General features: G+C 73.3%; 21 protein-coding genes and 1 riboswitch. Of the genes, 8 read left to right on the top strand and 13 right to left on the bottom strand.

Annotated elements, in window-relative coordinates; genetic code table 11:
* Nucleotides 1-218: 218 nt before the first annotated feature.
* The gene (locus M3185_RS01235) at nt 219-1,265 is read right to left on the bottom strand and encodes an AraC family transcriptional regulator (protein ID WP_251331849.1); all 1,047 of its coding nucleotides are present in this window, start codon (nt 1,263-1,265) and stop codon (nt 219-221) included.
* Between the two features lie 268 nt (nt 1,266-1,533).
* On the opposite strand from M3185_RS01235, the gene M3185_RS01230 reads away from it, so the two are divergent.
* Together M3185_RS01230 and M3185_RS01225 are read left to right on the top strand one after the other, a co-directional pair.
* On the top strand, nt 1,534-1,911 hold the full coding sequence (locus M3185_RS01230; RefSeq protein ID WP_251331848.1) for a TIR domain-containing protein: 378 nt from the start codon (nt 1,534-1,536) through the stop codon (nt 1,909-1,911).
* 404 nt (nt 1,912-2,315) lie between these two features.
* The gene (locus tag M3185_RS01225) at nt 2,316-2,861 is read left to right on the top strand and encodes a hypothetical protein (protein ID WP_251331847.1); all 546 of its coding nucleotides are present in this window, start codon (nt 2,316-2,318) and stop codon (nt 2,859-2,861) included.
* Nucleotides 2,862-2,942: 81 nt separating this feature from the next.
* Here the strand turns inward: M3185_RS01225 and metE are convergent, their stop codons facing one another.
* Both metE and M3185_RS01215 read right to left on the bottom strand, forming a co-directional pair.
* Nucleotides 2,943-5,357 (bottom strand): 5-methyltetrahydropteroyltriglutamate--homocysteine S-methyltransferase, encoded by a 2,415-nt coding sequence (gene metE / locus M3185_RS01220; protein WP_251331846.1) that lies wholly within the window; start codon nt 5,355-5,357, stop codon nt 2,943-2,945.
* A 34-nt stretch (nt 5,358-5,391) separates the two neighbouring features.
* Nucleotides 5,392-6,312, bottom strand: a complete 921-nt coding sequence (locus tag M3185_RS01215; protein ID WP_251331845.1) for a methylenetetrahydrofolate reductase — start codon at nt 6,310-6,312, stop codon at nt 5,392-5,394.
* Between the two features lie 69 nt (nt 6,313-6,381).
* Nucleotides 6,382-6,494: riboswitch (SAM riboswitch) on the bottom strand.
* A 187-nt stretch (nt 6,495-6,681) separates the two neighbouring features.
* On the opposite strand from M3185_RS01215, the gene M3185_RS01210 reads away from it, so the two are divergent.
* The 4 genes from M3185_RS01210 to M3185_RS01195 are packed head-to-tail and all read left to right on the top strand — an operon-like array spanning nt 6,682 to nt 8,467.
* The gene (locus tag M3185_RS01210) at nt 6,682-7,044 is read left to right on the top strand and encodes an ArsR/SmtB family transcription factor (protein ID WP_285859267.1); all 363 of its coding nucleotides are present in this window, start codon (nt 6,682-6,684) and stop codon (nt 7,042-7,044) included.
* Nucleotides 7,045-7,047: 3 nt separating this feature from the next.
* Complete coding sequence (locus tag M3185_RS01205) at nt 7,048-7,533, top strand: SRPBCC family protein (RefSeq protein WP_251331844.1); 486 nt, start codon at nt 7,048-7,050, stop codon at nt 7,531-7,533.
* Nucleotides 7,534-7,550: 17 nt separating this feature from the next.
* A complete protein-coding gene (locus M3185_RS01200) occupies nt 7,551-8,057 on the top strand; it encodes an SRPBCC family protein (RefSeq protein WP_251331843.1) in 507 nt (168 codons plus the stop codon).
* A gap of 2 nt (nt 8,058-8,059) precedes the next feature.
* Nucleotides 8,060-8,467: a VOC family protein gene (locus M3185_RS01195; protein ID WP_251331842.1), complete on the top strand. Its 408-nt coding sequence runs from the start codon at nt 8,060-8,062 to the stop codon at nt 8,465-8,467.
* Between the two features lie 74 nt (nt 8,468-8,541).
* Here M3185_RS01195 and ehuA read toward each other — a convergent pair whose 3' ends face one another.
* From ehuA to M3185_RS01170, 5 genes are all read right to left on the bottom strand, one after another.
* Nucleotides 8,542-9,387: an ectoine/hydroxyectoine ABC transporter ATP-binding protein EhuA gene (ehuA, locus tag M3185_RS01190; protein ID WP_285859266.1), complete on the bottom strand. Its 846-nt coding sequence runs from the start codon at nt 9,385-9,387 to the stop codon at nt 8,542-8,544.
* Complete coding sequence (gene ehuD / locus M3185_RS01185; protein WP_251331841.1) at nt 9,374-10,015, bottom strand: ectoine/hydroxyectoine ABC transporter permease subunit EhuD; 642 nt, start codon at nt 10,013-10,015, stop codon at nt 9,374-9,376. Before ehuD ends, ehuA begins: the two co-directional genes overlap by 14 nt.
* Nucleotides 10,012-10,743 carry an ectoine/hydroxyectoine ABC transporter permease subunit EhuC gene (gene ehuC / locus M3185_RS01180; RefSeq protein WP_251331840.1) on the bottom strand — a complete coding sequence of 244 codons (732 nt, stop codon included), beginning with the start codon at nt 10,741-10,743 and terminating at the stop codon, nt 10,012-10,014. Before ehuC ends, ehuD begins: the two co-directional genes overlap by 4 nt.
* 4 nt (nt 10,744-10,747) lie before the next feature.
* Entirely contained in the window at nt 10,748-11,656 is a 909-nt protein-coding gene (gene ehuB, locus M3185_RS01175; RefSeq protein WP_251331839.1) for an ectoine/hydroxyectoine ABC transporter substrate-binding protein EhuB, read from the bottom strand.
* A gap of 125 nt (nt 11,657-11,781) precedes the next feature.
* The gene (locus M3185_RS01170) at nt 11,782-13,197 is read right to left on the bottom strand and encodes an amino acid permease (RefSeq protein ID WP_285859264.1); all 1,416 of its coding nucleotides are present in this window, start codon (nt 13,195-13,197) and stop codon (nt 11,782-11,784) included.
* Nucleotides 13,198-13,457: 260 nt separating this feature from the next.
* On the opposite strand from M3185_RS01170, the gene M3185_RS01165 reads away from it, so the two are divergent.
* Entirely contained in the window at nt 13,458-14,744 is a 1,287-nt protein-coding gene (locus M3185_RS01165) for an adenylosuccinate synthase (RefSeq protein ID WP_251331837.1), read from the top strand.
* 79 nt (nt 14,745-14,823) lie between these two features.
* Here the strand turns inward: M3185_RS01165 and M3185_RS01160 are convergent, their stop codons facing one another.
* From M3185_RS01160 to M3185_RS01150, 3 genes are read right to left on the bottom strand one after another with little or no spacing between them, the layout of a single operon-like run.
* Nucleotides 14,824-16,386 carry an amino acid permease gene (locus M3185_RS01160; protein WP_445298417.1) on the bottom strand — a complete coding sequence of 521 codons (1,563 nt, stop codon included), beginning with the start codon at nt 16,384-16,386 and terminating at the stop codon, nt 14,824-14,826.
* 45 nt (nt 16,387-16,431) lie between these two features.
* Entirely contained in the window at nt 16,432-16,779 is a 348-nt protein-coding gene (locus tag M3185_RS01155; protein ID WP_308222160.1) for a DUF202 domain-containing protein, read from the bottom strand.
* A 1-nt stretch (nt 16,780) separates the two neighbouring features.
* Nucleotides 16,781-17,167: a YidH family protein gene (locus tag M3185_RS01150; protein WP_251331836.1), complete on the bottom strand. Its 387-nt coding sequence runs from the start codon at nt 17,165-17,167 to the stop codon at nt 16,781-16,783.
* A 478-nt stretch (nt 17,168-17,645) separates the two neighbouring features.
* Here M3185_RS01150 and M3185_RS01145 point away from each other — a divergent pair, with 478 nt between their 5' ends.
* Nucleotides 17,646-18,464, top strand: a complete 819-nt coding sequence (locus M3185_RS01145; protein WP_251331835.1) for a carbon-nitrogen hydrolase family protein — start codon at nt 17,646-17,648, stop codon at nt 18,462-18,464.
* A 47-nt stretch (nt 18,465-18,511) separates the two neighbouring features.
* On the opposite strand, the gene M3185_RS01140 is transcribed toward M3185_RS01145, so the two are convergent.
* Together M3185_RS01140 and M3185_RS01135 are read right to left on the bottom strand one after the other, a co-directional pair.
* Nucleotides 18,512-20,494: a M13 family metallopeptidase gene (locus M3185_RS01140; RefSeq protein ID WP_251331834.1), complete on the bottom strand. Its 1,983-nt coding sequence runs from the start codon at nt 20,492-20,494 to the stop codon at nt 18,512-18,514.
* 68 nt (nt 20,495-20,562) lie between these two features.
* On the bottom strand, nt 20,563-21,339 hold the full coding sequence (locus M3185_RS01135; RefSeq protein ID WP_251331833.1) for an enoyl-CoA hydratase/isomerase family protein: 777 nt from the start codon (nt 21,337-21,339) through the stop codon (nt 20,563-20,565).
* Between the last annotated feature and the right edge of the window lie 67 nt (nt 21,340-21,406).

Below are 21,406 nucleotides of genomic sequence, written 5' to 3'. Positions count from 1 at the left end.
CCCCCCCCCGCCCCGCCCCCCGCCGCCCCCCCACGCCCCCCGACCCCTCCATCGTCAGCCGGTGGCGGGGGAGCCCGCCACCGCAGGGCCGTGATCGTGCGCTGCGCGGACCATCCCTGCTCTCCCCGGACCACCGGCCACGGACGCGGCCCCGCCCGGAAGCTCCGGGGCCGTGGAGCGGCGCCACGCGGAAGGGCCCGGGGATCGGGCGGCGACGCTCAGGTGCGCAAGGTCGTCGCCGGGCTGCACCCGTGGCGGTCCCGGTAGGCGGCGGCGAACCGTCCCCGGTGCCTGAAGCCCCAGCGCAGGGCCACGGCCTCCACCGTCAGCCCCGTCGCGGGGTCGGCGGCCAGCAGGTCCCGGTGGGCGGCGTCGAGCCGGGCCGTGCGCAGGTACTCCAGCGGAGTGGTGTCCTTCTCGCGGCGGAAGGCCGCCTGCAGACCGCGCGGGCTCATCCGGGCCGCGGCGGCGATCTCGGGCAGGCCGATGTCGGCGGCCAGGTGCTCCTCCATGAACGCCACGGCACGGCGCACCCCGGCCGGGACCGGGCGGTCCTGGCCGGGGGCGGGGGGCTGGTCGAGGAAGGTGTTCGGAAAGGTGTGCAACACCGCGGTGGCCAGGCACCGGAAGGCCTCGGCGCGGATCAGCGGGGACGCCATGGCTTCGGCGTTGCCCAGCTGGTCGCGGCCGAAAGCGGTCACGGCCGCCGCCAGGTGGCGGGCCATGGCCGGGCTCACCGGGCTTGTGCCGGTGAAGCGCAGCCCGAGGTGCTCCACGCCGAGCAGGCCGGCGGCATGGGCCCGGAGCGCGGCCACGTCCAGGGAGACGGTCAGCAGGTCCAGATCCCCCCACGCGGCGGTGTAGGACAGGGACGGGAAGAGGAACGGGCCGGCCCCCGGGGCGGTGGTGGTGGCCTCGGCGACAGCCAGCCGTCCGCCCAGCACCCGGCCGACGCGCACGGTCTCGGGGGCCTCGACCAGTGCGGCCGCCGGTGCCCCGGCGAACCGGGCCCGCTCCAGGCCCACGTTCGGGATGCTCCTGGCCTCCTGCGCGATGGAGAACGGCGCGTCCGGGGCCACCCGGATCTTCTTCACCGCGTAGACGCGCCCGAGCACCTCCAGCCCCTCGACCGGGTCGCAGGTGCTGAAGCGCAGGGTCTCCACCCCCGGCGCCTCGTCGACCGGGCACCCGGGGGCTCCCCGGCCGGGCACGGGCCGGCCGCCGGGCGAGGCGGAGGCGTGGGCGGGAGGATCAGGGCGAGGCATCGGAGGGGTCCTTCGTCGGCACGGCGGACACGACGGTCGTCTGGTCGAGCTTCTCGTCCAAAGTAGGTCCGGGGAGCACCCCGCGGCAATGCGCGGTGACGACGCCCCGGCCAGTGCTGCACCGGCCCCGGACCGGTCAGGGGCTCTCCCCCCGGGGCCGCGTCCGTGGTGTTAAGTCATGTTGCCCGTGCCCGCGGGCCCGGACGATACCGTGGCCCTCATCAACACTGATCAACACTGACGCTCGATCTCTTGGGAGTTGACGGCAATGGCGCCGAAGACCGTGTTCCTGGCATGCGCAGAGCAGGACGAGTTGTTCCGGGACCTGTTCACCACTCAGTGGGCCCGGGCCGGGGCCCAGGCCCGGTTCCTGGACCCGCCCGGGGACAGGACGTGCCCGGTGGAGTGGAAGCAGGACGTGCGGGAGCGGATCCGCGGCTGCGACGGGGTGATCGCGCTGATCGGCGGAGACACCCGGGCCTCGGAGGCGGCCCTGTGGCAGATCCGGTGCGCGGTGGCCGAGGGCAAACCGCTGATGGGCCTGTGGCTGGAGCCCGCTCTCCGGGTGAAGCCGGACGCGATGGGCGCCGCCCGGTGCGAGGCCTGGACGTGGGAGAACGTCGGGGACTTCCTCGACCGGCTCTGACTCGGCGCCCGGGTCCGGGGGTCTTCCCGGGGCCCTTCCACGGCGAGGCCCTGAGCGAGCTCCTGCTGCCGGGCACCACGACCCTGCACGTGCTGGGCTGCTGCGTGTGCGGCACCGCCGTCGTGGCCCTGCCGGAGGCGGTGGTCATCGAAGAACCCCTGGTGGTACGGGTCCCCCGGGCGCTGCCCGTGGCGGTGCTGATCGCCGTGGGGGTCGTGGCCGCCATCCACCAGCGCGACGGCCGGGTCCTGCAGCCTGCACCCGCTGGTGGTCCTACCCGCCCTGGTCGGCGGAGGAATCCGCCCGGGCATCGCCGGGGCCGTGCCGGCCGGGGGAGGAGGAATAGGATCGGGGGTACCACCGTTGGTGGTGGGACTCCGGAGTCCAGCGTCCAGGAGGAACGCATGTCCCCGTCACGACCGGCGCGCGACTCGCACGACCCCCAGGAGCCCGAGAAGGGCGGTCTGGACGACGAGCTCGTCGCGCTGATCAGCGACTACCAGGAGCTGCACAAGGACGACGCCCGCCTGCGCCGGATCGAGCGCACGACCTACACCGGTCACCCGGTCATCGGCGACGAGCCCGGGAGCCGCATCCGCGAGGTCCGCGACGAGCAGATCGCGCCCGAGCTGAGGACCCAGGACGTCCGGCGGGTCGCCGCCGGGATGCTGCGCACCGAGGAGGACATGAGGGCCTACGCGGCCCGTTTCGCCCAGCGGAGCACCAAGCAGGACCCGGCCGGGAAGGACCTGGACCGACAGGCCCACGCGCTGGACGCGACCGGCACCCACTGGCTGCTGATGATCGGCCAGAACCGGGACCACGGGCTGGTCGCCTGCCGCTTCGTCCGGGAGAAGGGCATCCCGCACGCCCGGGTGGTGTCCTTCACCGCCGAGCGCGTGAAGCTGCCGATCCTCGTCGTGGAGCTCGGTCCGGACCAGGACTGCTGAGGCCCCGGCGCGGGGAGCCCGGGCACCACGGAGGACCGTGGTGCCCGGGGCTCCCCGCGTCCCGTCCGGTGCGGCCCGGGCTCAGCCCTCCAGGCCGTGCTGGACCAGCAGCGGCACGCCCGCCGGCTCCGTGATCCGCTCGCGCACGGCCCGGGCGGCGGCCACGAGGTGCTCGAGCGAGGCGCGGGTCTCCGCGTAGCCGCGGGTCTTCAGCCCGCAGTCCGGGTTGACCCACAGCGTGCTCGCCGGGACGTGCGCCAGGGCCCGCTCGAGCAGCCCCTCGATCTCCTGCTGCGACGGCACGCGCGGGGAGTGGATGTCCCAGGTGCCCGGGCCGATGCCGCGGGAGAACCCGGCGGCCTCCAGGTCGGTGAGCACCTCCATCCGGGACCGGGCCGCCTCGATGCTCGTGACGTCGGCGTCCAGGCCGTCGATCGCGGAGACCACCTCGCCGAACTCCGAGTAGCACAGGTGCGTGTGGATCTGCGTCTCGTCCCGCACCCCGGAGGTCGCCAGGCGGAACGCGCGCACCGACCAGTCGAGGTAGGCGGGCTGGTCCGCCCGGCGCAGCGGCAGCAGCTCGCGCAGTGCCGGCTCGTCCACCTGGACGATCCCGATCCCGGCGGCCTCCAGGTCGGCGACCTCGTCGCGCAGCGCGAGCGCGACCTGCTCCGCGGTCTCGGCCAGCGGCTGGTCGTCGCGCACGAAGGACCACGCCAGGATCGTCACCGGGCCCGTGAGCATGCCCTTGACGGGCCGGTCGGTGAGCGACTGGGCGTGGCCGATCCACGGCACCGTGAACGCCTCGCCGCGCACCCCGCCGCCCTCGCGGCTGACGTCGCCCCACAGGATCGAGGGGCGCGTGCAGCGGGAGCCGTAGGACTGCACCCAGCCGTGCACCGTGGTCGCGAAGCCGTCGAGGTGCTCGGCGAAGTACTGGACCATGTCGTTGCGCTCGGCCTCACCGTGCACGAGCACGTCCAGGCCGAGCTCCTCCTGCAGCCGCACCACGCGCTCGATCTCCTCGCGCAGGAACCGGTCGTAGTCCTGGGCGCCGATCCGCCCCGACCGGGCCTTCGCGCGCGCCGCCCGCACCTGCGGGGTCTGCGGGAAGGAGCCGATGGTCGTGGTCGGCAGCGGGGGCAGGGGCCCCGAGGCCGTGAAGGACCGGCCCTCCTGCGCCCGGCGGCGCACCTCCGCCGGCGCCCGCCCGATCTCGGCGCCGGTCACCGCGCCCGCCCGCTCGCGCACCGCCGCGTCCCGGACCCCGGGCGCGCCCGCCCGGGTGCGCCCGGCCTCGGTCGCCGCGGCGAGCTCCCCGGCGACGGCCTCCGCGCCGTCGGCCAGGCCGCGGGAGAGGGTCACGATCTCGGCGACCTTCTGGTCGGCGAAGGAGAGCCAGCTGCGCAGCAGCGGGTCGAGCTGCGTCTCCTCCGCGACGTCGTGGGGGACGTGGAACAGCGAGGTGGAGCTGGCCACGGAGACCGCCACCCCGGCCCCGGAGAGGCCGGCGAGCTGGGCGAGCCGGCCCGCGAGGTCGGCCCGCCACACGTTGTGCCCGTCGACCGCCCCGGCCACGAGCACGGGGGCGTCCTCCTCCTGGAACAGCTCGAGCTCCTCGGCGGACGGGGCGGTGCCTGCCACCAGGTCCAGGTGCAGGGCCTCGATCCCGGAGGCGGCCAGCGGGTGCAGCAGGGGACCGGGGGAGCCGTAGGGCGTCGTGACGAACACCTGCGGGCGCTCCGCCGCGGCCGTGAGCGCGGTGTAGGCATCCCACACGGCCTCCGCGAGGCGCTCGGCGGGGACGTGCTGGTCGGCCACGAGCGCCGGTTCCTCCAGCTGCACCCACTGCGCCCCGGCCGCGGCGAGCTCGCGCAGCAGCTGGGCGTACACCGGCACCAGCTCGGGCAGGCGCTCGAGCGGGTCGAAGCCGGCCGGGGCGTCGTCGTCGGCCTTGGCGAGGAGCAGGAAGGAGACCGGGCCCACGAGGACGGGGCGGACGGCGAAGCCGTGCTCGGCGGCGCGGCGGACGTCGGCGACGAGCCCAGCCGGATCGGCGCGGAACGGGGTGCCCGGGCCGATCTCGGGGACGAGGTAGTGGTAGTTGGTGTCGAACCACTTGGTCAGCTCCAGGGGCGGGCGCCCGGCGTCGCCGCGGGCCAGCACGAAGCCCGCGTCGAGGCCCAGCCGGCCCTCGGCGTCGGCGAGGTCCGCGAAGCGGGCCGGGACCGCCCCGAGGGCGGTGGCCGTGTCGAGCACCTGGTCGTAGAGGGAGAAGGCGGCGGGCAGCGACGCGTCCTGCGCGCCGAGGCCCAGCTCCACGAGCTTCCGGTACGTGGCCAGCTGCAGCTCGGCGGCGACGGCCTCGAGCTCCGCGCGGGACGAGCGCCCGGCCCAGTAGGCCTCGAGGGCCTTCTTGAGCTCGCGGCGCCGGCCGATGCGGGGGTAGCCGGTGATGGTGGCGGCGGGGAACGGGGTGGTCGGGGTGCTGGTCATGGGGATGCTCCTGTGCAGTGGTGGAAGGGTGCGGTCAGGCGGTCAGCAGGGCGGGCGCCGGCTCGGGGCGCGGGCGCGGCAGGTCCACGCGCTCGAGCAGGTCGAGGGCGGCCCGGTGCTCGTTGAAGGTGTAGAGGTGCAGGCCGGGCGCGCCGGCGTCGAGGGCGGCGCGGCTGAGCGCGGTCGCGAAGCCGACGCCCGCCCGGTGCCGCTCGGCGGGCCCGGAGGCGTTCTCGAGCGCCGCCGCCAGGTCGGGGTCGGGCTCCAGGCCGGCGAGCCGGCACAGGGTGCGCAGCCGCCGGGGGTCGGTCACGGGCATGATCCCCGGCACGATCGGGATCGTCACCCCGGCCGCGCGGGCCGCGGCCACCAGGCGCTCGTAGCGCTCGGGGCGGAAGTAGACCTGGGTGATCGCGAAGTCCGCGCCGGAGCGCTGCTTGGCGAGCAGCACCTCGACGTCGTGCCGGGCCGACGGCGACTCCGGGTGCCGGGTCGGATAGGCGGCCACGCCCACGGCCAGCCGGCCCGCGGCCAGCGTCGCGGTGTGCCGCCGCTCGACCTCCCGGACCAGCTCCACGAGCTCCGTGGCGAAGGACAGCTCGCCGCGGTCGGTGGCCGGGTCCTGCGGCAGGTCCCCGCGCAGGGCGAGCACACCGCGGACGCCGCGCCGGATCAGCGTGGTCACGGTCTCCTCCAGCTCCGTCCGGGCGGCCCCCACGCACGTCAGGTGCGCCAGGGGCCGCAGGCCGGTGCGGGCGAGGAGGTGGTCGAGCAGGGCGAGCGAGCGGGACCGCCGGTCCTCGTCCCCGCTGTACGTCACGGAGACGTGGTCGGGGCGGGTGGGCTCGAGCTCGTCCAGCGTGCGCAGCAGGATGTCGGCGCTCGCCGCGCAGCGCGGCGGGTAGAGCTCGTAGGACAGCGACGGCGGGGCCGTCCGGTCGGGTGGTGGGGTCACGGGTCCTCCTGGGGTCACCCCGAGGGAGGGCGGCAGAGAGCACGGGCTGGGCCCGGGCAGTCTGCTGCTGCTCCATCGGTCCTGGCGGGAGCACCGTTCCGCCGGCCCCCGGACGTTCTCGGGGTGGCGGATGGTTGCTGCGGCGTCGACGAGCCAGGTCTCTCGGCCGCTCTGGATAGATGCACTGCCCATTGCACCGGTCGCGCGCCCGAAAGCCAACCCGGAACCCCGACAAGACGTCCCGCCGCCGACTGTGACGGGCGCCGCGTCACACTCCGCAACACGGTCACGGAGCAGCCGCACCCCCTTCCTCCGGGGCCCGCGCGGGCGTAGCGTTGTTGTCAACCAACTCGTTGATCAAAGGATTGGTTGACAAATACCGTGGACGACGACGAGCTGCTCGACAAGGCCTTCCTGGCCCTCGCCGACCCGGTCCGTCGCCGCATCGTCGCCCGGCTCAGCCGGGGGCCGGCCACGGTCACGGAACTGGCGGAACCCTTCGCGATCAGCAAGCAGGCGATCTCGAAGCACATCCAGGTCCTCGAGCAGGCACAGCTCGTCACGCGCACCCGTGACGCCCAGCGCCGGCCCGTCCACCTGGACCCCGCACGGCTCGAGGCGCTCACCGCCTGGATCGACCGGTACCGGCTGGTCCGCGAGGAGCAGTTCCGCCGCCTCGACGCCGTGCTCGAGACCCGAGCCGCGGACCGCGGCGAGCACACCCAGGACTGAACCATGGGACATCCTCTGCACCTGGCCGTCCCCGACGGCGTTCCCTACATCGACTTCGAGCGCGAGTTCGACTTCCCGGTCGCGGAGGTCTTCCGCGCCCACGCCGACCCGGCGCTGCTGGACCAGTGGCTCGGCCCGCGCGGCACCCACGTGGAGGTCGACCACTGGGACTTCCGCACCGGCGGCGGCTACCACTACCACCACACGGGGCCCGACGGCGTCTCCTACTCCTTCCGCGGTGTCCTGCACACCGTCCGCGAGAACGAGCTCGTGGTCCAGACCTTCGAGTTCGGGGGCTACCCCGACAGCGTCGAACTCGAGTTCCTGGCCTTCGAGGACCTCGGCGACGGCCGCTGCCGGCTGCACGGCCACACGATCCACCCCTCCCTGGAGGCCCGCGACGGCATGGCCGCCTCGGGCATGGAGTCCGGGATGTCCGACGGCTACGAGCGGCTCGAGGAGCTGCTCGCCGCCGCGCGGACCCGGTGAGCACCGAGGAGACCGCCATGGCCAACGCACTGCGCCTCACGGCGCCCGAGGGCACGCCCCTCGTCCACTACGTGCGGGAGTTCGACCTGCCCGCCGCCGAGGTCTTCCACGCCCACGCGGACCCGGAGCTGTACCGGCAGTGGATCGGCCCCCGTGGCCTGAGCACCCGCATCGACGTCCACGACTGCCGCACCGGCGGCACCTACCGCTTCGTCCAGCGCGGGACGGACGGGGAGCAGGACGCGCCGGAGTACGCGTTCCGCGGGGTGTTCCACACCGTGCGGGAGAACGAGCTGATCGTCCAGACCTTCGAGTACGAGGCCTGGCCCGACGTCATCACCCTCGAGTACGCGCGCTTCGAGGAGCTGCCCGGCGGCCGGTGCCGGCTCACCGGGCGGTCGGTGTACCCGACGCTCGAGGCGCGCGAGCGCTACCTGTCCGAGGACATGGAGGCCGGGATGTCCGAGGGCTACGAGCGGCTCGAGGAGCTGCTCGCCGAGGTGCTGGGCGGACAGGGAGGCTGACCGTGGACTGGACACTGGAGGTGGTGCTGCTGCCCGTGCGGGACATCGACCGCGCCGTGGAGTTCTACCGGGACCGGGTGGGCTTCCACCTGGACCACCACACCACGACCGAGCGGATGGACGTCGCCCAGCTGACCCCGCCCGGGTCGGGCTGCTCGATCGTGGTGGGCAACCTCCCCGCCCACCGGGAGATGGCCCCGGGGTCGATGCGCGGCCTCCAGCTCGTGGTCTCGGACGCCCGGGCCGCCCGGGAGCAGCTGCTGCGCCGGGGCGTCGAGGCGGGCGCGCTCGAGGTCGTCGACGAGCGCGACGGCGGCACGTTCTTCGGCTTCAGCGACCCCGACGGCAACACGTGGACGGTGCAGGAGCTGCGGGCGCGCGCCGACGAGCCGCTGATCCCGCGCTGCTGAGCGCGGGTCGCGGCGACCCTGCCGCAGCCCGGGGATCTCGGTCGGTTGCCTCGCGGCTGCCCCGGACCGGGCCGTCACAGGACCGCGCGCAGGAAGGATCGCGTGCGCTCGTTGCCGGGCGCTGTGAAGATCTGCTCCGGGGACCCGTCCTCGATGATCCGTCCGCCGTCGAACATGAGCACGCGGTCGGAGACGTCACGGGCGAACTGCATCTCGTGCGTGACGATGAGCATGGTGATGTCCGTGGTCCCGGCGACCCGGCGCAGGACATTGAGCACGTCGTCCACGAGCTCCGGGTCCAGGGCCGAGGTGACCTCGTCGAGGAGCAGGATCGCCGGGTCCATCGCGAGCGCGCGAGCGATGGCCACGCGCTGCTGCTGGCCCCCCGACAGCCGTGACGGGTGCTCGCCGGCCTTCTGCTCGAGCCCCACCTGCCGCAGCAGGTCCATGGCCCGCTCCCGGGCCTCTGCCCTGCTCATCCCCAGCACGTGCATCGGCGCCTCGGTGATGTTCCCGAGCACGCTCATGTTGGGGAAGAGGTTGAACTGCTGGAAGACCATGCCGATCCGACGGGTGATCTGCTTCCGCCGCCGGGGCGGCACGGGCACGCGCCGCCCGTCGCGCAGCTCGTGGGTCAGAGGCTGCCCGTCCACGAGGACGAAGCCGTCGGTCAGCTCCTCCAGGGTCATGAGCAGGCGCAGGATCGTCGTCTTGCCGGAGCCGGAGGGGCCGATGAGGGTCACGCGCTCGCCCCCGCGGACCGTGAGGTCCAGCCCGTCGAGCACGGTGTGCTCGCCGAAGCGCTTGACGGCGTTCCGGAACTCGACGGCCGGGGCGTCCGGGGAGCCTGTGGGGCGGTCCGCCGGCGTTCCGTCGGCGGACGGGTCGAGGACCTCGTCCCCGCGGTCAGTAGTGGGCAAGGTGCTTCTCCAATCGTCGGACCAGGAGGGAGGTCGGGTAGCTGGCCAGGAGGAAGATCAGGCCGGCGAGGGTGAAGGCCTCCGTGTAGGCGAAGTTGCGGGCCCCGAACTGCTGGGCCGCCGTGACGAGCTCCACCACGGAGATGGCGAACAGCAACGGGGTGTCCTTGAACATGGCGACGGCATAGTTGCCCAGCGAGGGGATCGTCGCCCGCAGCGCCTGCGGCAGCACCACGTCCCGCCACGTGCGCGAGGCCGGCAGGGACAGAGCGGCCGCGGCCTCCCACTGCCCCTTGGGCACGGCCTCGATGCCCGCCCGGTAGCTCTCCGCCATGTACGTCGAGTAGTGGATCCCGATGACGGCGATCCCGATGACCAGCCCGGACACGCCGGTGAGCAGGTAATAGGCGAACAGCAGCTGGACCACGAGCGGGGTCATCCGGACGAACTCCGTGAGCCAGTGGAGGACCGCGCGCGCCGGGCCCGGGAGCACGCGTCTGAGCACCGCGATGGCGAGCCCCAGCACCGTGGCGATGAGCGTGCCGAGCACCGTGGCCAGCAGCGTGATCCTGAACCCCTCCAGCAGCAGGGGCAGGGCCTCGGCCGCGCGCTCCCAGCTCCAGATCACAGCTGTTCACCGCCCGTTTCGACGGGCTTCGGCCGGGTCGGCAACCAGATCTCCCGCATCGACCGACCCCGGCCCAGGGTGTGCTTGGCCCGGATCTCGAGCACGTTCATCCCGAGGTTGAGCAGGTAGGCCAGGACGAAGTAGAGGAGCAGGCCCACCGTGAAGGCGAACAGCGTGCTGCCCGTGGACTGCCGCAGCTGCTCGATGTGGAAGGTGAGGTCGCTCAGGGTGATGAAGGTGACCACCGCGGTGCCCTTGAGCAGCTGGATCAGCAGGTTCGCCAGCGAGGGGAGCATCAGCGCCCAGGCCTGCGGGAAGATGATCCGGCGCATCCGGTGCGCCGCCGACATCCCGAGAGCGTGCGCCGCCTCCCACTGGCCCCGGTCCACCGCGGCGACGGAGCCCCGGACCACCTCGGCGCCGTACGCCCCGTAGTTCAGGGACAGGGCCAGGATGCCGCAGGTCATGGGCTCGAGCTCCACCCCCAGCAGCGGCAGCACGAAGAACAGCCAGAACAGCTGGACGAGCAGCGACGTGCCCCGGAAGAACTCCACGACCACCCGGACGAGCGCCCGCACGAGGGTGCTGCCCGAGCGGGCGAGCAGTCCGAGGACCACCGCGAGGACGAACGCGCCCAGCGCTCCGCCCAGGGTCAGCTGGAGGGTGACGAGCACGCCCTCGGCGAGCCGGGGCAGGGACTCCCGCAGGACCCCGAGATTGCCGTCCACGGTCTCACCCCGCCGAGGCGGTGGGGCCGGCCTCCTGCTCGAGCTCGCCGGCGCACAGCTGCTCGGTGGTCACGGAGCCGTCCGGGCGCTCCTGGGCGGTGATGCCGTAGGGGCTCATGAGCTCGAGGTAGCGCTGCTCGTCGCCGACGATCCGGGCGAGCTGCTCGTTGTAGGCGTCCCGCAGCTCCTGGTCCTCGGTGCGGAACACCGTGGCGCCCGCGCCCACCTGCGGGACGCCGTCGATCTCCTGGACGTAGGACTCGGTGACCTCGATGGGGGCGTCCGGGTTCTGCTGCTCCATCCAGTTGAGCGCGATCCCGCCCAGGGCGAAGACGTCCGCCCGGCCGTTGACCACGGCGTCCATGCCGTCCTGCGGGCCGCCGACCTCGGTGTTCTCGATGCCCAGGGCGTCGGCGTAGTCCCCCTCGATGGCGCCCGTCATCGTGACCAGCCGCACCTGGGGGTCGGCGGCGACGTCGTCGAGGGTCTGCAGTCCGCGCGGGTTGCCCTCGGGGACCAGGAGGGCGGTCGTGTACATGAACTCCGGATCGCCGAAGGCGGCCTGCTCGCAGCGCTCCGGCAGGATCGACATGCCCGCGCTGACCGCGTCGAAGCGGTCGGCCGAGAGTCCCGGGATGAGCGAGCCGAACTCGGTGTTGACGCCCTCGAGCTCCTGGATCCCCAGCTCCTGGAAGATCGCCCGGTGCAGATCCACCGCCGCGCCGGTCAGCTCGCCGTCCTCCTCGAAGCTGTAGGGCGCCTCACCGGCGAAGCCCACGGTGATGGAGCCTTCCTCCCGCGCCTGGGAGAGCGTGCTGCCCTGCTCCTCCTGCGCACCGCCGCAGGCGCTCAGCAGGAGGAGCCCCGCCACCGCCCCCGCCGCCGTGCCGTGCCTGCCGGACCACCGTGCCATCGGACTTCTCCCCTCGGAAGGGTCGGGCGCCCGGGCACGTGCCCGTGGGATCTCGGTTCCGCCGGCGCTCCGGCTCCGTGGTCCCATTCAACCGCGCGGAGTGACGCGTGTCACGCACCGGGCGGTCAGTGCGCGGAGCCGGCCTCCCGGGCCTGCCGCCGGCCCAGCAGTCCGGCGGCCAGGGCGATGAGCAGCACGAGGCCTCCGGTGAGCAGCAGCTGCACGCGCACCGCGTCGTCGAGCATGCCCAGCAGGAGGATCGCGGCGAGGATGGCCAGGGCCAGGTAGGACAGCCAGGGGAACGCCCACATCCGCAGGGGCAGCTCGGTGCCCGCGCGGTCCGCCCGGCGGCGCAGCACGATCTGGGAGACCAGGGCCAGCCCCCACACCACGAGGCACGTGGCGCCCACGGTGTTGAGCATCCACAGCAGCACGGTCTCGGGCCACAGGTAGTTCAGGACCACGGCGAGGAAGCCGAAGACCACGGAGACGACCACCGCGGTGCGGGGCACCCCGCGGTCGGTGACGGTGGCGAAGGTGCGCGGCGCGGAGCCGCGGCGGGCCAGGGAGTAGAGCATGCGCGAGGAGCCGTAGATGTTGGCGTTGAGCGCGGACAGCAGCGACAGGATGATGATCACGGCCATCACCACGTCCGCCCCCGGCACGCCCGCCGCGTCGAGCACGGCGACGAAGGGGCTGACGGAGAGCTGCTCGTCGTTCCACGGCAGGACGAGCACCATGACCGTCACGGCGCCCACGTAGAAGACGAGGATGCGCACCAGGATCGTGCGGATCGCCCGGGCCACGTTGTGCTGCGGGTCCTCGGTCTCGGCGGCGGCGATGGTCACGAGCTCGGTGCCGCCGAACGCGAAGATCACCACGAGCAGGGCCGCGGCCACCCCGGTCAGCCCGTTGGGCAGGAAGCCCCCGTGCGCGGTCAGGTTGCTCCACCCCGGGGAGGGCGGCTCCAGCAGGCCCAGGAGCAGGGCGGCGCCCACCCCGAGGAAGGCCACGACGGCGAGCACCTTCATGAGGGCGAACCAGAACTCCGTCTCGCCGAGCGTGCTGACCTTCACGAGGTTGATCGCCGTGAAGACGACCATGAACACCAGCGCCACCACCCACTGCTCGGCCACCGGCCACAGCTCCGTCAGCAGCTGCGCCGCGGCCGTGGCCTCCGCGGCGACCACCACGACGATCTGCGCCCACCACAGCCAGCCCAGGGTGCGGCCCACGGTGGGGCCCATCGCCTTCTCGGCGTAGGTGGAGAAGGCCCCCGGGGACGGGTCCGCGGCGGCCATCTCCCCGAGCGCCCGCATCACGAGCACCAGCAGCACGCAGGCCACGAGGAAGGACAGCAGCACGGCCGGCCCGGCGGTGCTGATCGCCGCCCCGCTGCCGATGAACAGGCCGGTGCCGATGGCGCTGCCGAGCGCCATCATCACGAGGTGACGGGCCTTGAGGTGGTGGCCGGACCCCGGTGGGGACGACCGGACGGCCGGCTCGGCGGACGGCCGGGCCGAGGAGGAAGGGGTGCTCATGAGCACCGAGGTTATCGGACGCCGCCCGCCCCCGCGCACGCCGGCCGGGCCCGCACGGGAGGTCCTCCGCGTGCGGCGGGTCACGGACCGGTAGACTTGCACGGTACGAGCCCCTGGGCCTCCTCCTGCCGGTACGGCGCCGCGCGAGCGTGCGCACAGGAGCGGGCCGCCGCAGGGGCGTTGTCGTGTCCGGTCGGGGCGCTCCCGGCCCTGGACACCGCGGGAGAGGTCCCGCGCCAGCCAGGCAGGAGAGTCGTTCAATGCCAGCAATCGTGATCGTCGGCGCCCAGTGGGGTGACGAGGGCAAGGGCAAGGCCACCGATCTGCTCGGCGGCCGGGTCGACTACGTCGTCAAGCCCAACGGCGGCAACAACGCCGGGCACACCGTGGTCGTGGGCGGTGACAAGTTCGAGCTCAAGCTCCTGCCCGCCGGCATCCTCAGCCCCAACGCGGTCCCCGTGATCGGCAACGGCGTCGTCGTCAACCCCCAGGCCCTGTTCGAGGAGATCGACGGCCTGGAGGCGCGCGGGGCCGACACCTCCCGGCTGCGCATCTCCGCCAACGCCCACCTGGTCGCCCCCTACCACCAGACCATGGACCAGGTCACGGAGCGCTTCCTCGGCAAGCGGGCGATCGGCACCACCGGACGCGGCATCGGCCCCACCTACATGGACAAGGTCGGCCGGCTGGGGATCCGCGTGCAGGACGTGCTGGACGAGTCGATCCTGCGGCAGAAGATCGAGGGCGCGCTGCGGCAGAAGAACGAGCTGCTCGTGAAGCTCTACAACCGCCGGGCCATCCAGGTCGAGGAGGTCGTGGACTACTTCCTGCAGTACGCCGACCGGCTCGCCCCGATGATCGTGGACTCCACCTACCTGCTCAACCGGGCCCTGGACGAGGACAAGGTGGTCCTCATGGAGGGCGGCCAGGCGACGTTCCTCGACGTCGACCACGGAACCTACCCGTTCGTGACCTCCTCCAACCCCACGGCCGGCGGCGCGTCCGTGGGCTCCGGCATCGGCCCGACCCGCATCACCCGGGCCATCGGCATCATCAAGGCCTACACGACGCGCGTGGGCGCCGGGCCGTTCCCCACGGAGCTCTTCGACGAGATGGGCGAGCAGCTGCGGATGACCGGCGGCGAGTTCGGGGTCAACACCGGCCGTCCCCGCCGCACCGGCTGGTACGACGCCGTGATGGCCCGCCACGCCTCCCGGATCAACGGCTTCACCGACTACTTCCTCACCAAGCTGGACGTGCTCACCGGCATCGAGAAGATCCCGGTGTGCGTGGCCTACGACGTCGACGGCGTGCGCCACGACGAGATGCCCATGACCCAGACCGAGTTCCACCACGCCAAGCCGATCCTCGAGTACTTCGACGGCTGGACCGAGAACATCACGGGCTGCCGCACCCTGGAGGACCTTCCCGCCAACGCCCGCGCGTACGTCGAGGCGCTCGAGGCGATGAGCGGCACCCGGATGTCCGCGATCGGCGTGGGTCCGGACCGCGACGACACCATCGTGGTGCGCGACCTCATCGACTGACCGCGCCCCCTCGCGGCGAAGGCCCCGGACCGGCACGGTCCGGGGCCTTCGCCGTGGGTGGTCCCCGGTGGGGGCGGGGTCAGGGGCGGGTGAGGTCGGCGTCCTGGTAGCGGACGGTGCGGCTGCCGGTGAGGAGGCGGTGGCCGGCCCACAGGGCCAGGAACAGGGGCAGGCCGAGGTAGGCCGACAGGGCCGCGAGCAGGTCGATGTCGCCGGTGAGGGCCTGGTAGTTCTGCCCGAGGATGACCACCGCGCACAGGGCCAGGGCCAGCAGCGGTCCCAGGGGGAAGATCCGGGCGCGGAAGGGCAGGTCGGCGAGGTCGTGGCCCTGGATGGTGTAGGCCCGGCGGAAGCGGTAGTGGCTCCAGGCGATGCCCGTCCACACGATGAACCCGGCCAGCCCGGAGGCGCTGACCAGCCAGACGTAGGCGGCGCCGTCGCCGATGAAGGTGGTGAGGAAGCAGGCGGCCCCGACCGCGGTGGTGGCCACCAGCGCGGTCATCGGCACGCCGCGGCGGTCCAGGCGGGCGAGGGCGCGCGGGGCCTTGCCGCTGTCGGCCAGGGCCCAGAGCATGCGGGTGGCGGCGTAGAGCCCGGAGTTGCCGGCGGAGAGGATCGCGGTGAGGATCACCGCGTTCATCACCGAGGCCGCGGCCAGGACCCCGGCGTTGTCGAAGACCAGGGTGAAGGGGGAGATGGAGACGTCCTCCACGCCGCTGCCCAGCAGGTGCGGGCTGGTGTGGGGGATGAGGAAGCCGATGACGGCGATGGCCCCGATGTAGAACAGCAGGATGCGCACGAACACGGTGCGGATGGCCTTGGGCACGGTCTTCTCGGGGTCCTGGGCCTCGCCGGCGGCCACGCCGACGAGCTCGGTGCCCTGGAAGGAGAAGCCCGCGACCATGAAGATCGACAGCACCCCGGCCCCGCCGCCGACGAAGGGGGCCTGCCCGGTGGTCCAGTTCGCGGTTCCCGGGGAGGTCCCGCCGAGGATGCCGGTGATCATCAGCACCCCGAGGGCGAGGAAGACCACCACGGTGGTGACCTTGATGAGGGAGAACCAGAACTCGCTCTCCCCGTAGGCGCGGGTGCTCAAGGCGTTGAGGCCGAACAGGATCGCCAGGAACAGTGCTGACCAGGTCCAGGAGGGCACCTCGGGCAGCCAGTAGCGCATGATCAGGGCGGCGGCGACGAGTTCGGCGGCGACGGTGATCGCCCAGTTGTACCAGTAGTTCCAGCCGATGGCGAAGCCGAAGGAGGGGCTGACGAAGCGGGTGGAGTACTCCTCGAAGGCCCCGGAGACGGGCAGGTAGGTCGCCATCTCGCCCAGGCTCTGCATGAGCAGGAAGACCATCACGCCGATGGCCGTGTAGGCCAGCAGCGCCCCGCCGGGCCCGGCGGTGGCGATGGTGTTGCCCGAGGCCACGAACAAGCCGGTGCCGATCGCCCCGCCCATCGCGATCATCGTCAGATGACGGGACTTGAGGGTGCGGCGCAGGTGCTGGTGGGGCTGCTGCCCCGGGACCTGCGGGACGGGCTGCGGTGGTGCGGCGGTGGCCACGTGGGACTCCTCCTCCGGTGGGTGGACGGGCGCGGCGGGAGGAGGCGGGGGGAGTGCCGTCCCCCCGAACGATCGATCCATTATGGAGCAGGGCCCGCGCCCGGGGAAATCCGCGCCGGGGCGGTCTCAGGCGAGCACGAGCACCACCCAGAGCCCGAGCGCGCCCAGGACCAGCACGGCCGCCGCGGTGGCCAGCACCGCGCCGACCTCCGGGGTGGGCTCGTCCCGGGCGATGCCGTGGGCGCTGCGCGCGTAGCGCCGGCGCTGCGTCAGGCAGACGGCCGCGGCCGTGAGCACGGCCAGCAGGAGCAGGACCAGCACGAACGGCCCGTGCCGCGGGACCCAGCGCAGGAACAGCGCCGCCACCACCACGAAGGTCAGCATCGTCCGGCCCCACGCCATGGTGGTGCGCTCGGGCTGCAGCCCGGGGTCCCGGTGCGGCGGCCCGGTCCGTCCCGGGCGGGGGTGCGGCACCTCAGTCCTGCAGGACGACGACGACGAGCACCCCGGCGGCGACCGCCCCGCCCACCGCCAGCAGCGGCGCGATGAGGGGCAGCGGCAGCGGGGCCCGGTGGCGCATGCTGCGCTCCACCCCGATCCAGCGCAGCGCGGCCCCGGCGCTGACCAGCATGCTCAGCGCCAGCAGCACCACGGCCAGGAACGTGCGCACCGGCTCGTCGAAGACGTCCGCCGTGAACGCCTCCACGGCGATGCCGCCCGCCAGGAACGCCAGGGCGGTGCGGATCCAGGCGAGGAAGGTGCGCTCGTTGGCCAGGGTGAACCGCGGGTCCGGCTCCTGCCCGCCACCGAGCACCCGCTGCGCGAGCCGCCCCCGTCGCGGGGTCCCCGACTTCTCCTCCATGCCCTGCCCATCGGTCGCGCGGCGATGCCGGCGCGCCGCCGGCCGTGTCCGCGTCCATCCTGGCACGCCCGCGCGGGTCCGTTCCGCCGTTCCGCTCCGTTCCGCCGTTCCGCTCCGCTCCGCTGCACCGCGCACGGCGCGTCCGCGGTGCACCGCCCAGCCCTGACCCGGCCTGGGGCCACCTCCACCCCCCCCCCCCGAGGAGACCCCGATGAGAGAGGACCGCCGAACGCCCCGGCCCGAGACCCGGGCGCTCGCGGACGGGTCCGTCGACACCGCCTTCCGGGACGTGCTCCCGGAGCAGAGCACCTGCACGGAGCACCTGCACGGAGCACCTGCACGGAGCAGCTGCACGGGACGGCTGCACGGGACGGCTGCACGGGGCGGCTCCACGGAGCGCCCGCACCCCGGATACAGTGGGGGTCCCGGCCCGGCGCATGGGCCGGGACCCCCAGCCGCGTCCCGCCGAGGAGGCCCCGTGAAGATCGCCGTCGGACAGTTCGCGCCCACCGCGCACACCGCCGAGAACCTCCAGACGATGCGACGGCTGGCCGGGGAGGCCGCGGCCTCCGGCGCGGAGCTGGTCGTCTTCCCCGAGGAGGCCATGCTCTCCGAGCACCTGGTCGAGGAGGGCTTCGAGCAGCTGGTCATGGACGGCTGGTCCGGCTTCGTCCAGCAGCTGTCCTTCCTGGCCGCCGAGACGGGCGTGGCCGTGATCGCCGGCGGCTACGAGAGCTCCGCCGACGGGCGCCCCTACAACACCCTGGTGACCGTGGACGCGCGGGGGGCGATCCTCGGCACCTACCGCAAGCTCCACCTCTACGACGCCTTCAGCAACCGGGAGTCCGACCGGATCCGGCCCGGGGACAGGGGCATCACGGTCGTGCGGATCGGGGAGCTGTCCGTCGGCATGATCACCTGCTACGACCTGCGCTTCCCGGAGATCTGCCGGGCCGTCGTGGACGCCGGCGCCGAGCTGCTCGCGGTGCCCGCCGCCTGGTTCGCGGGGGAGCACAAGCTGGACCACTGGCAGGCGCTGCTCAAGGCCCGCGCCATCGAGAACACCGTCTGGGTCGCCGCGGCGGACACCTGTGCGGCGCACACGATCGGGCGCTCGGCGGTCCTGGACCCCCTGGGCGTGGTGGTGGCCGAGGCCGGTGAGGACGAGACGGTGCTCACCGCCGAGGCCACGCGGGAGCGGATCGACGAGGTCCGCGAGGTCGTGCCCGTGCTCGCCAACCGCCGCTTCGCGCCCAATCCCACGATCCGCGACGCGGCCGGCACGTCCGGCGACTGAGGCGGGGCCCGGCCCGGGGACACCCGGGCCGGGCCCCGCACGGTCTCTCACCAGATGCTGACGCGCTCGACCTCCGGCAGCCACAGCGCGTCCGAGTCCACGACCCCGAAGGCCTCGTAGAAGGCGGGGATGTTGCGCACCACCTGGTTGGCCCGGAACTCGTTGGGGGAGTGCGGGTCGGTGGCGATGCGGTGGCGCAGCGCCTCGTCGCGGGACTTCTGCTGCCACACGTACGCCCAGGACAGGAACAGCCGCTGCTCGGGGGTGTAGCCGTCGACCAGCTCGCTGGCGCCGAAGGCGGAGGCCGCCTCCCGGGACATCCGCCAGGCCTTGTGGGCGATGGACAGCCCGCCCAGGTCGCCGATGTTCTCGCCCAGGGTCAGCTCGCCGTTGACGGTCGTGCCCTCGTCCTCGAGCTGCTCCGGGACCAGCCGGTCGTACTGGCGCACGAGCTCCGCGGTGCGCTCCTCGAACGCGAGCCGGTCGGCGTCGGTCCACCAGTTGCGCAGCCGGCCGTCGCCGTCGCACGTGGAGCCCTTGTCGTCGAAGCCGTGGCCGATCTCGTGACCGATCACGGAGCCGATGGCGCCGTAGTTCACGGCGTCGTCGGCCTCCTCGTTGAAGAACGGGGGCTGGAGGATCGCGGCGGGGAAGACGATCTCGTTGCGCAGCGGGTGGTAGTACGCGTTGACGGTCTGCGGGGTCATCAGCCACTCGTGCTTCTCCACCGGCCGGCCGGCCTTGCGGACCAGCTCCGCCAGCCGGAACGCCGTGGTGCGCACCCGGTTGCCCACGAGGTCGTCGGGGCGGATCTCCAGGGACGAGTAGTCCTTCCACTGCTCGGGGTAGCCGATCTTCGGGGTGAACTTGGAGAGCTTCTTCAGCGCCTCCTGGCGGGTCTCCTCCGTCATCCAGTCCAACTCGGTGATCGACACGCGGTAGGCCTCGAGCAGGTTCGCCACGAGCTCGTCCATCCGCTCCTTCGCCGACGCCGGGAAGTGGGCCGCGACGTAGAGCTCGCCCACGGCCTCGCCCAGGACGCCGTTGACGAGCTCGACGCCGCGCTTCCAGCGGTCCTTCAGCCGGGGGGTCCCGGAGAGCACGGTGCCGTAGAACGCGAAGTCCGCCTCGACGAACTCCGCCGAGAGGTAGGAGGCGCGGGCGGAGACGAGGTGCCAGCGCGCCCAGGACCGCCACGCCGGCAGCAGCTCCTCGGTCAGGAGCTCCTCGACGCCCGTGAAGAAGCTCGGCTGGGCGTCGACGACGGTCGCGAGCGCCGAGACGGGCAGCTCCGCGCCCTCGGCCAGGAGCTCCCAGTCCAGGGTCCGCGTGGCGGCGGCGAGCTCCTCGAAGGACATCGGGTTGTACATCTTCGTGAGGTCGCGGACCGTGACCTTGTCCCAGTGGTGGGCGGCGATCCGCGTCTCCAGGTCCACGACGGCGCGCGCCTGCTCGTCGGCGTCGTCGGCGCCGGCCAGGGAGAGCATCGTCCGCACGTGGGCGAGGTACTTCTCCCGGATGCCCGCGTGCTGGTCGGCCCGGTAGTACTCCTCGTCCGGCAGCCCGAGGCCGGACTGGCCCACGAAGGCCAGGTACCGCTCGGGGTCGCCCGGGTCCGAGTCGACGTCGACGTCGACGAGCCCGCCGACGCCCCGGCGGATCATCCGCCCCAGGTGGCGGACCAGCCCGGGGACGTCCGCCACGGCGTCGACCTCGGCGAGGTCCGGCGCGAGGGGGGCGGCGCCGAGCGCCTCGATCCGCTCCTCGTCCATGAAGGACGCGTAGAGGTCGGCGATCTTCGACTCGACGTCGCCCGGGTCCCCGGCGCGCGCGGTGGTGATGAGCTCGCGCACCGCGGCCTCCGCCTGGTCCCGCAGCTCGATGAACGCGCCCACCGAGGGCTTGTCGTCGGGGATCTCGGTCCGGCGCAGCCAGGACCCGTTGACGTGGCGGTAGAGGTCGTCCTGGGGGCGCACGGAGCGGTCGAAACCGGCGAGGTCGAACACCGAGGCAGTCACCGAAGTTGTCATGCGGACCACATTAACCGGGGGAGGCCCGCGCCCGCGGGAGTGTTCCCCGACCGCTTAACCGCGCTCGGTCAGTCCCGCCGGCCGGTGAACCGCGGCCGGCGCTTCTGCTGGAACGCCGCGAAGCCCTCCGCGTAGTCGGCGCTGCGGCACAGCTCGCCCTGCACCCGGTTCTCGTGCTCCACCGACTCCCACAGGCCGATCCGCTCGTCGCGGATCTGCGCGACGAGCTCGCGCGAGGCCAGGAACGCCCCGGTGGCGCCCTCCGCCACGGCGGCGGCCCGGGCCCGGGTGAACTCCAGCAGCTCCTCCGCGGGCACGGCGCGGCTGAACAGCCCGGAGCGCACGGCCTCCTCGCCGCTCATCAGCTCGGCGGTGTAGATCAGGTCGAGGGTGCGGTGGGCGCCGAGCCGCTCCGTGAACAGGGCGTGCCCGCCCGAGTCCAGCGTCGCGCCGAGGTTGGCGAACGGGGAGCCGATCCTCGCGGTCGCCGCCACGTAGACGACGTCCGTGGCGATCGCCAGGCCCAGGCCCACTCCCAGGCAGGCGCCCTGGACGGCCGCGAACGTCGGGGCGGGGAAGCGGCTCATCGTGCGCAGCAGCGGGGTGACCTTCCCGGCGAGGTACCCGTAGGCGTCGTCGGTGGCGGGATCCACCCCCGAGATGTCGCGCCCCGCGCAGAACCCGCGGCCCTCCCCGCGCAGCACGAGGGCCCGCACGCCGGCGCGCTCCGCCTCGGCGTAGGCCTCGCCGAGCTCCCCGAGGGCGGTCTCGTCGAGGGCGTTCATCCTCTGCGGTGCGTCGAGCACCACCTCGGCCACGGCGCCGTCGATGGTCAGGTCGATCACGGGTGCTCCTCCTGGGGCGGGTCTGGGCGGGGGGTCTCGCGGGCCGGGACGGCGGGAGCCCGACACC

Source organism: Kocuria rosea (assembly GCF_023715525.1).
GTDB classification, from domain to species: domain Bacteria; phylum Actinomycetota; class Actinomycetes; order Actinomycetales; family Micrococcaceae; genus Kocuria; species Kocuria rosea_A.
This window is presented reverse-complemented; position numbering and strand designations above follow the sequence as displayed.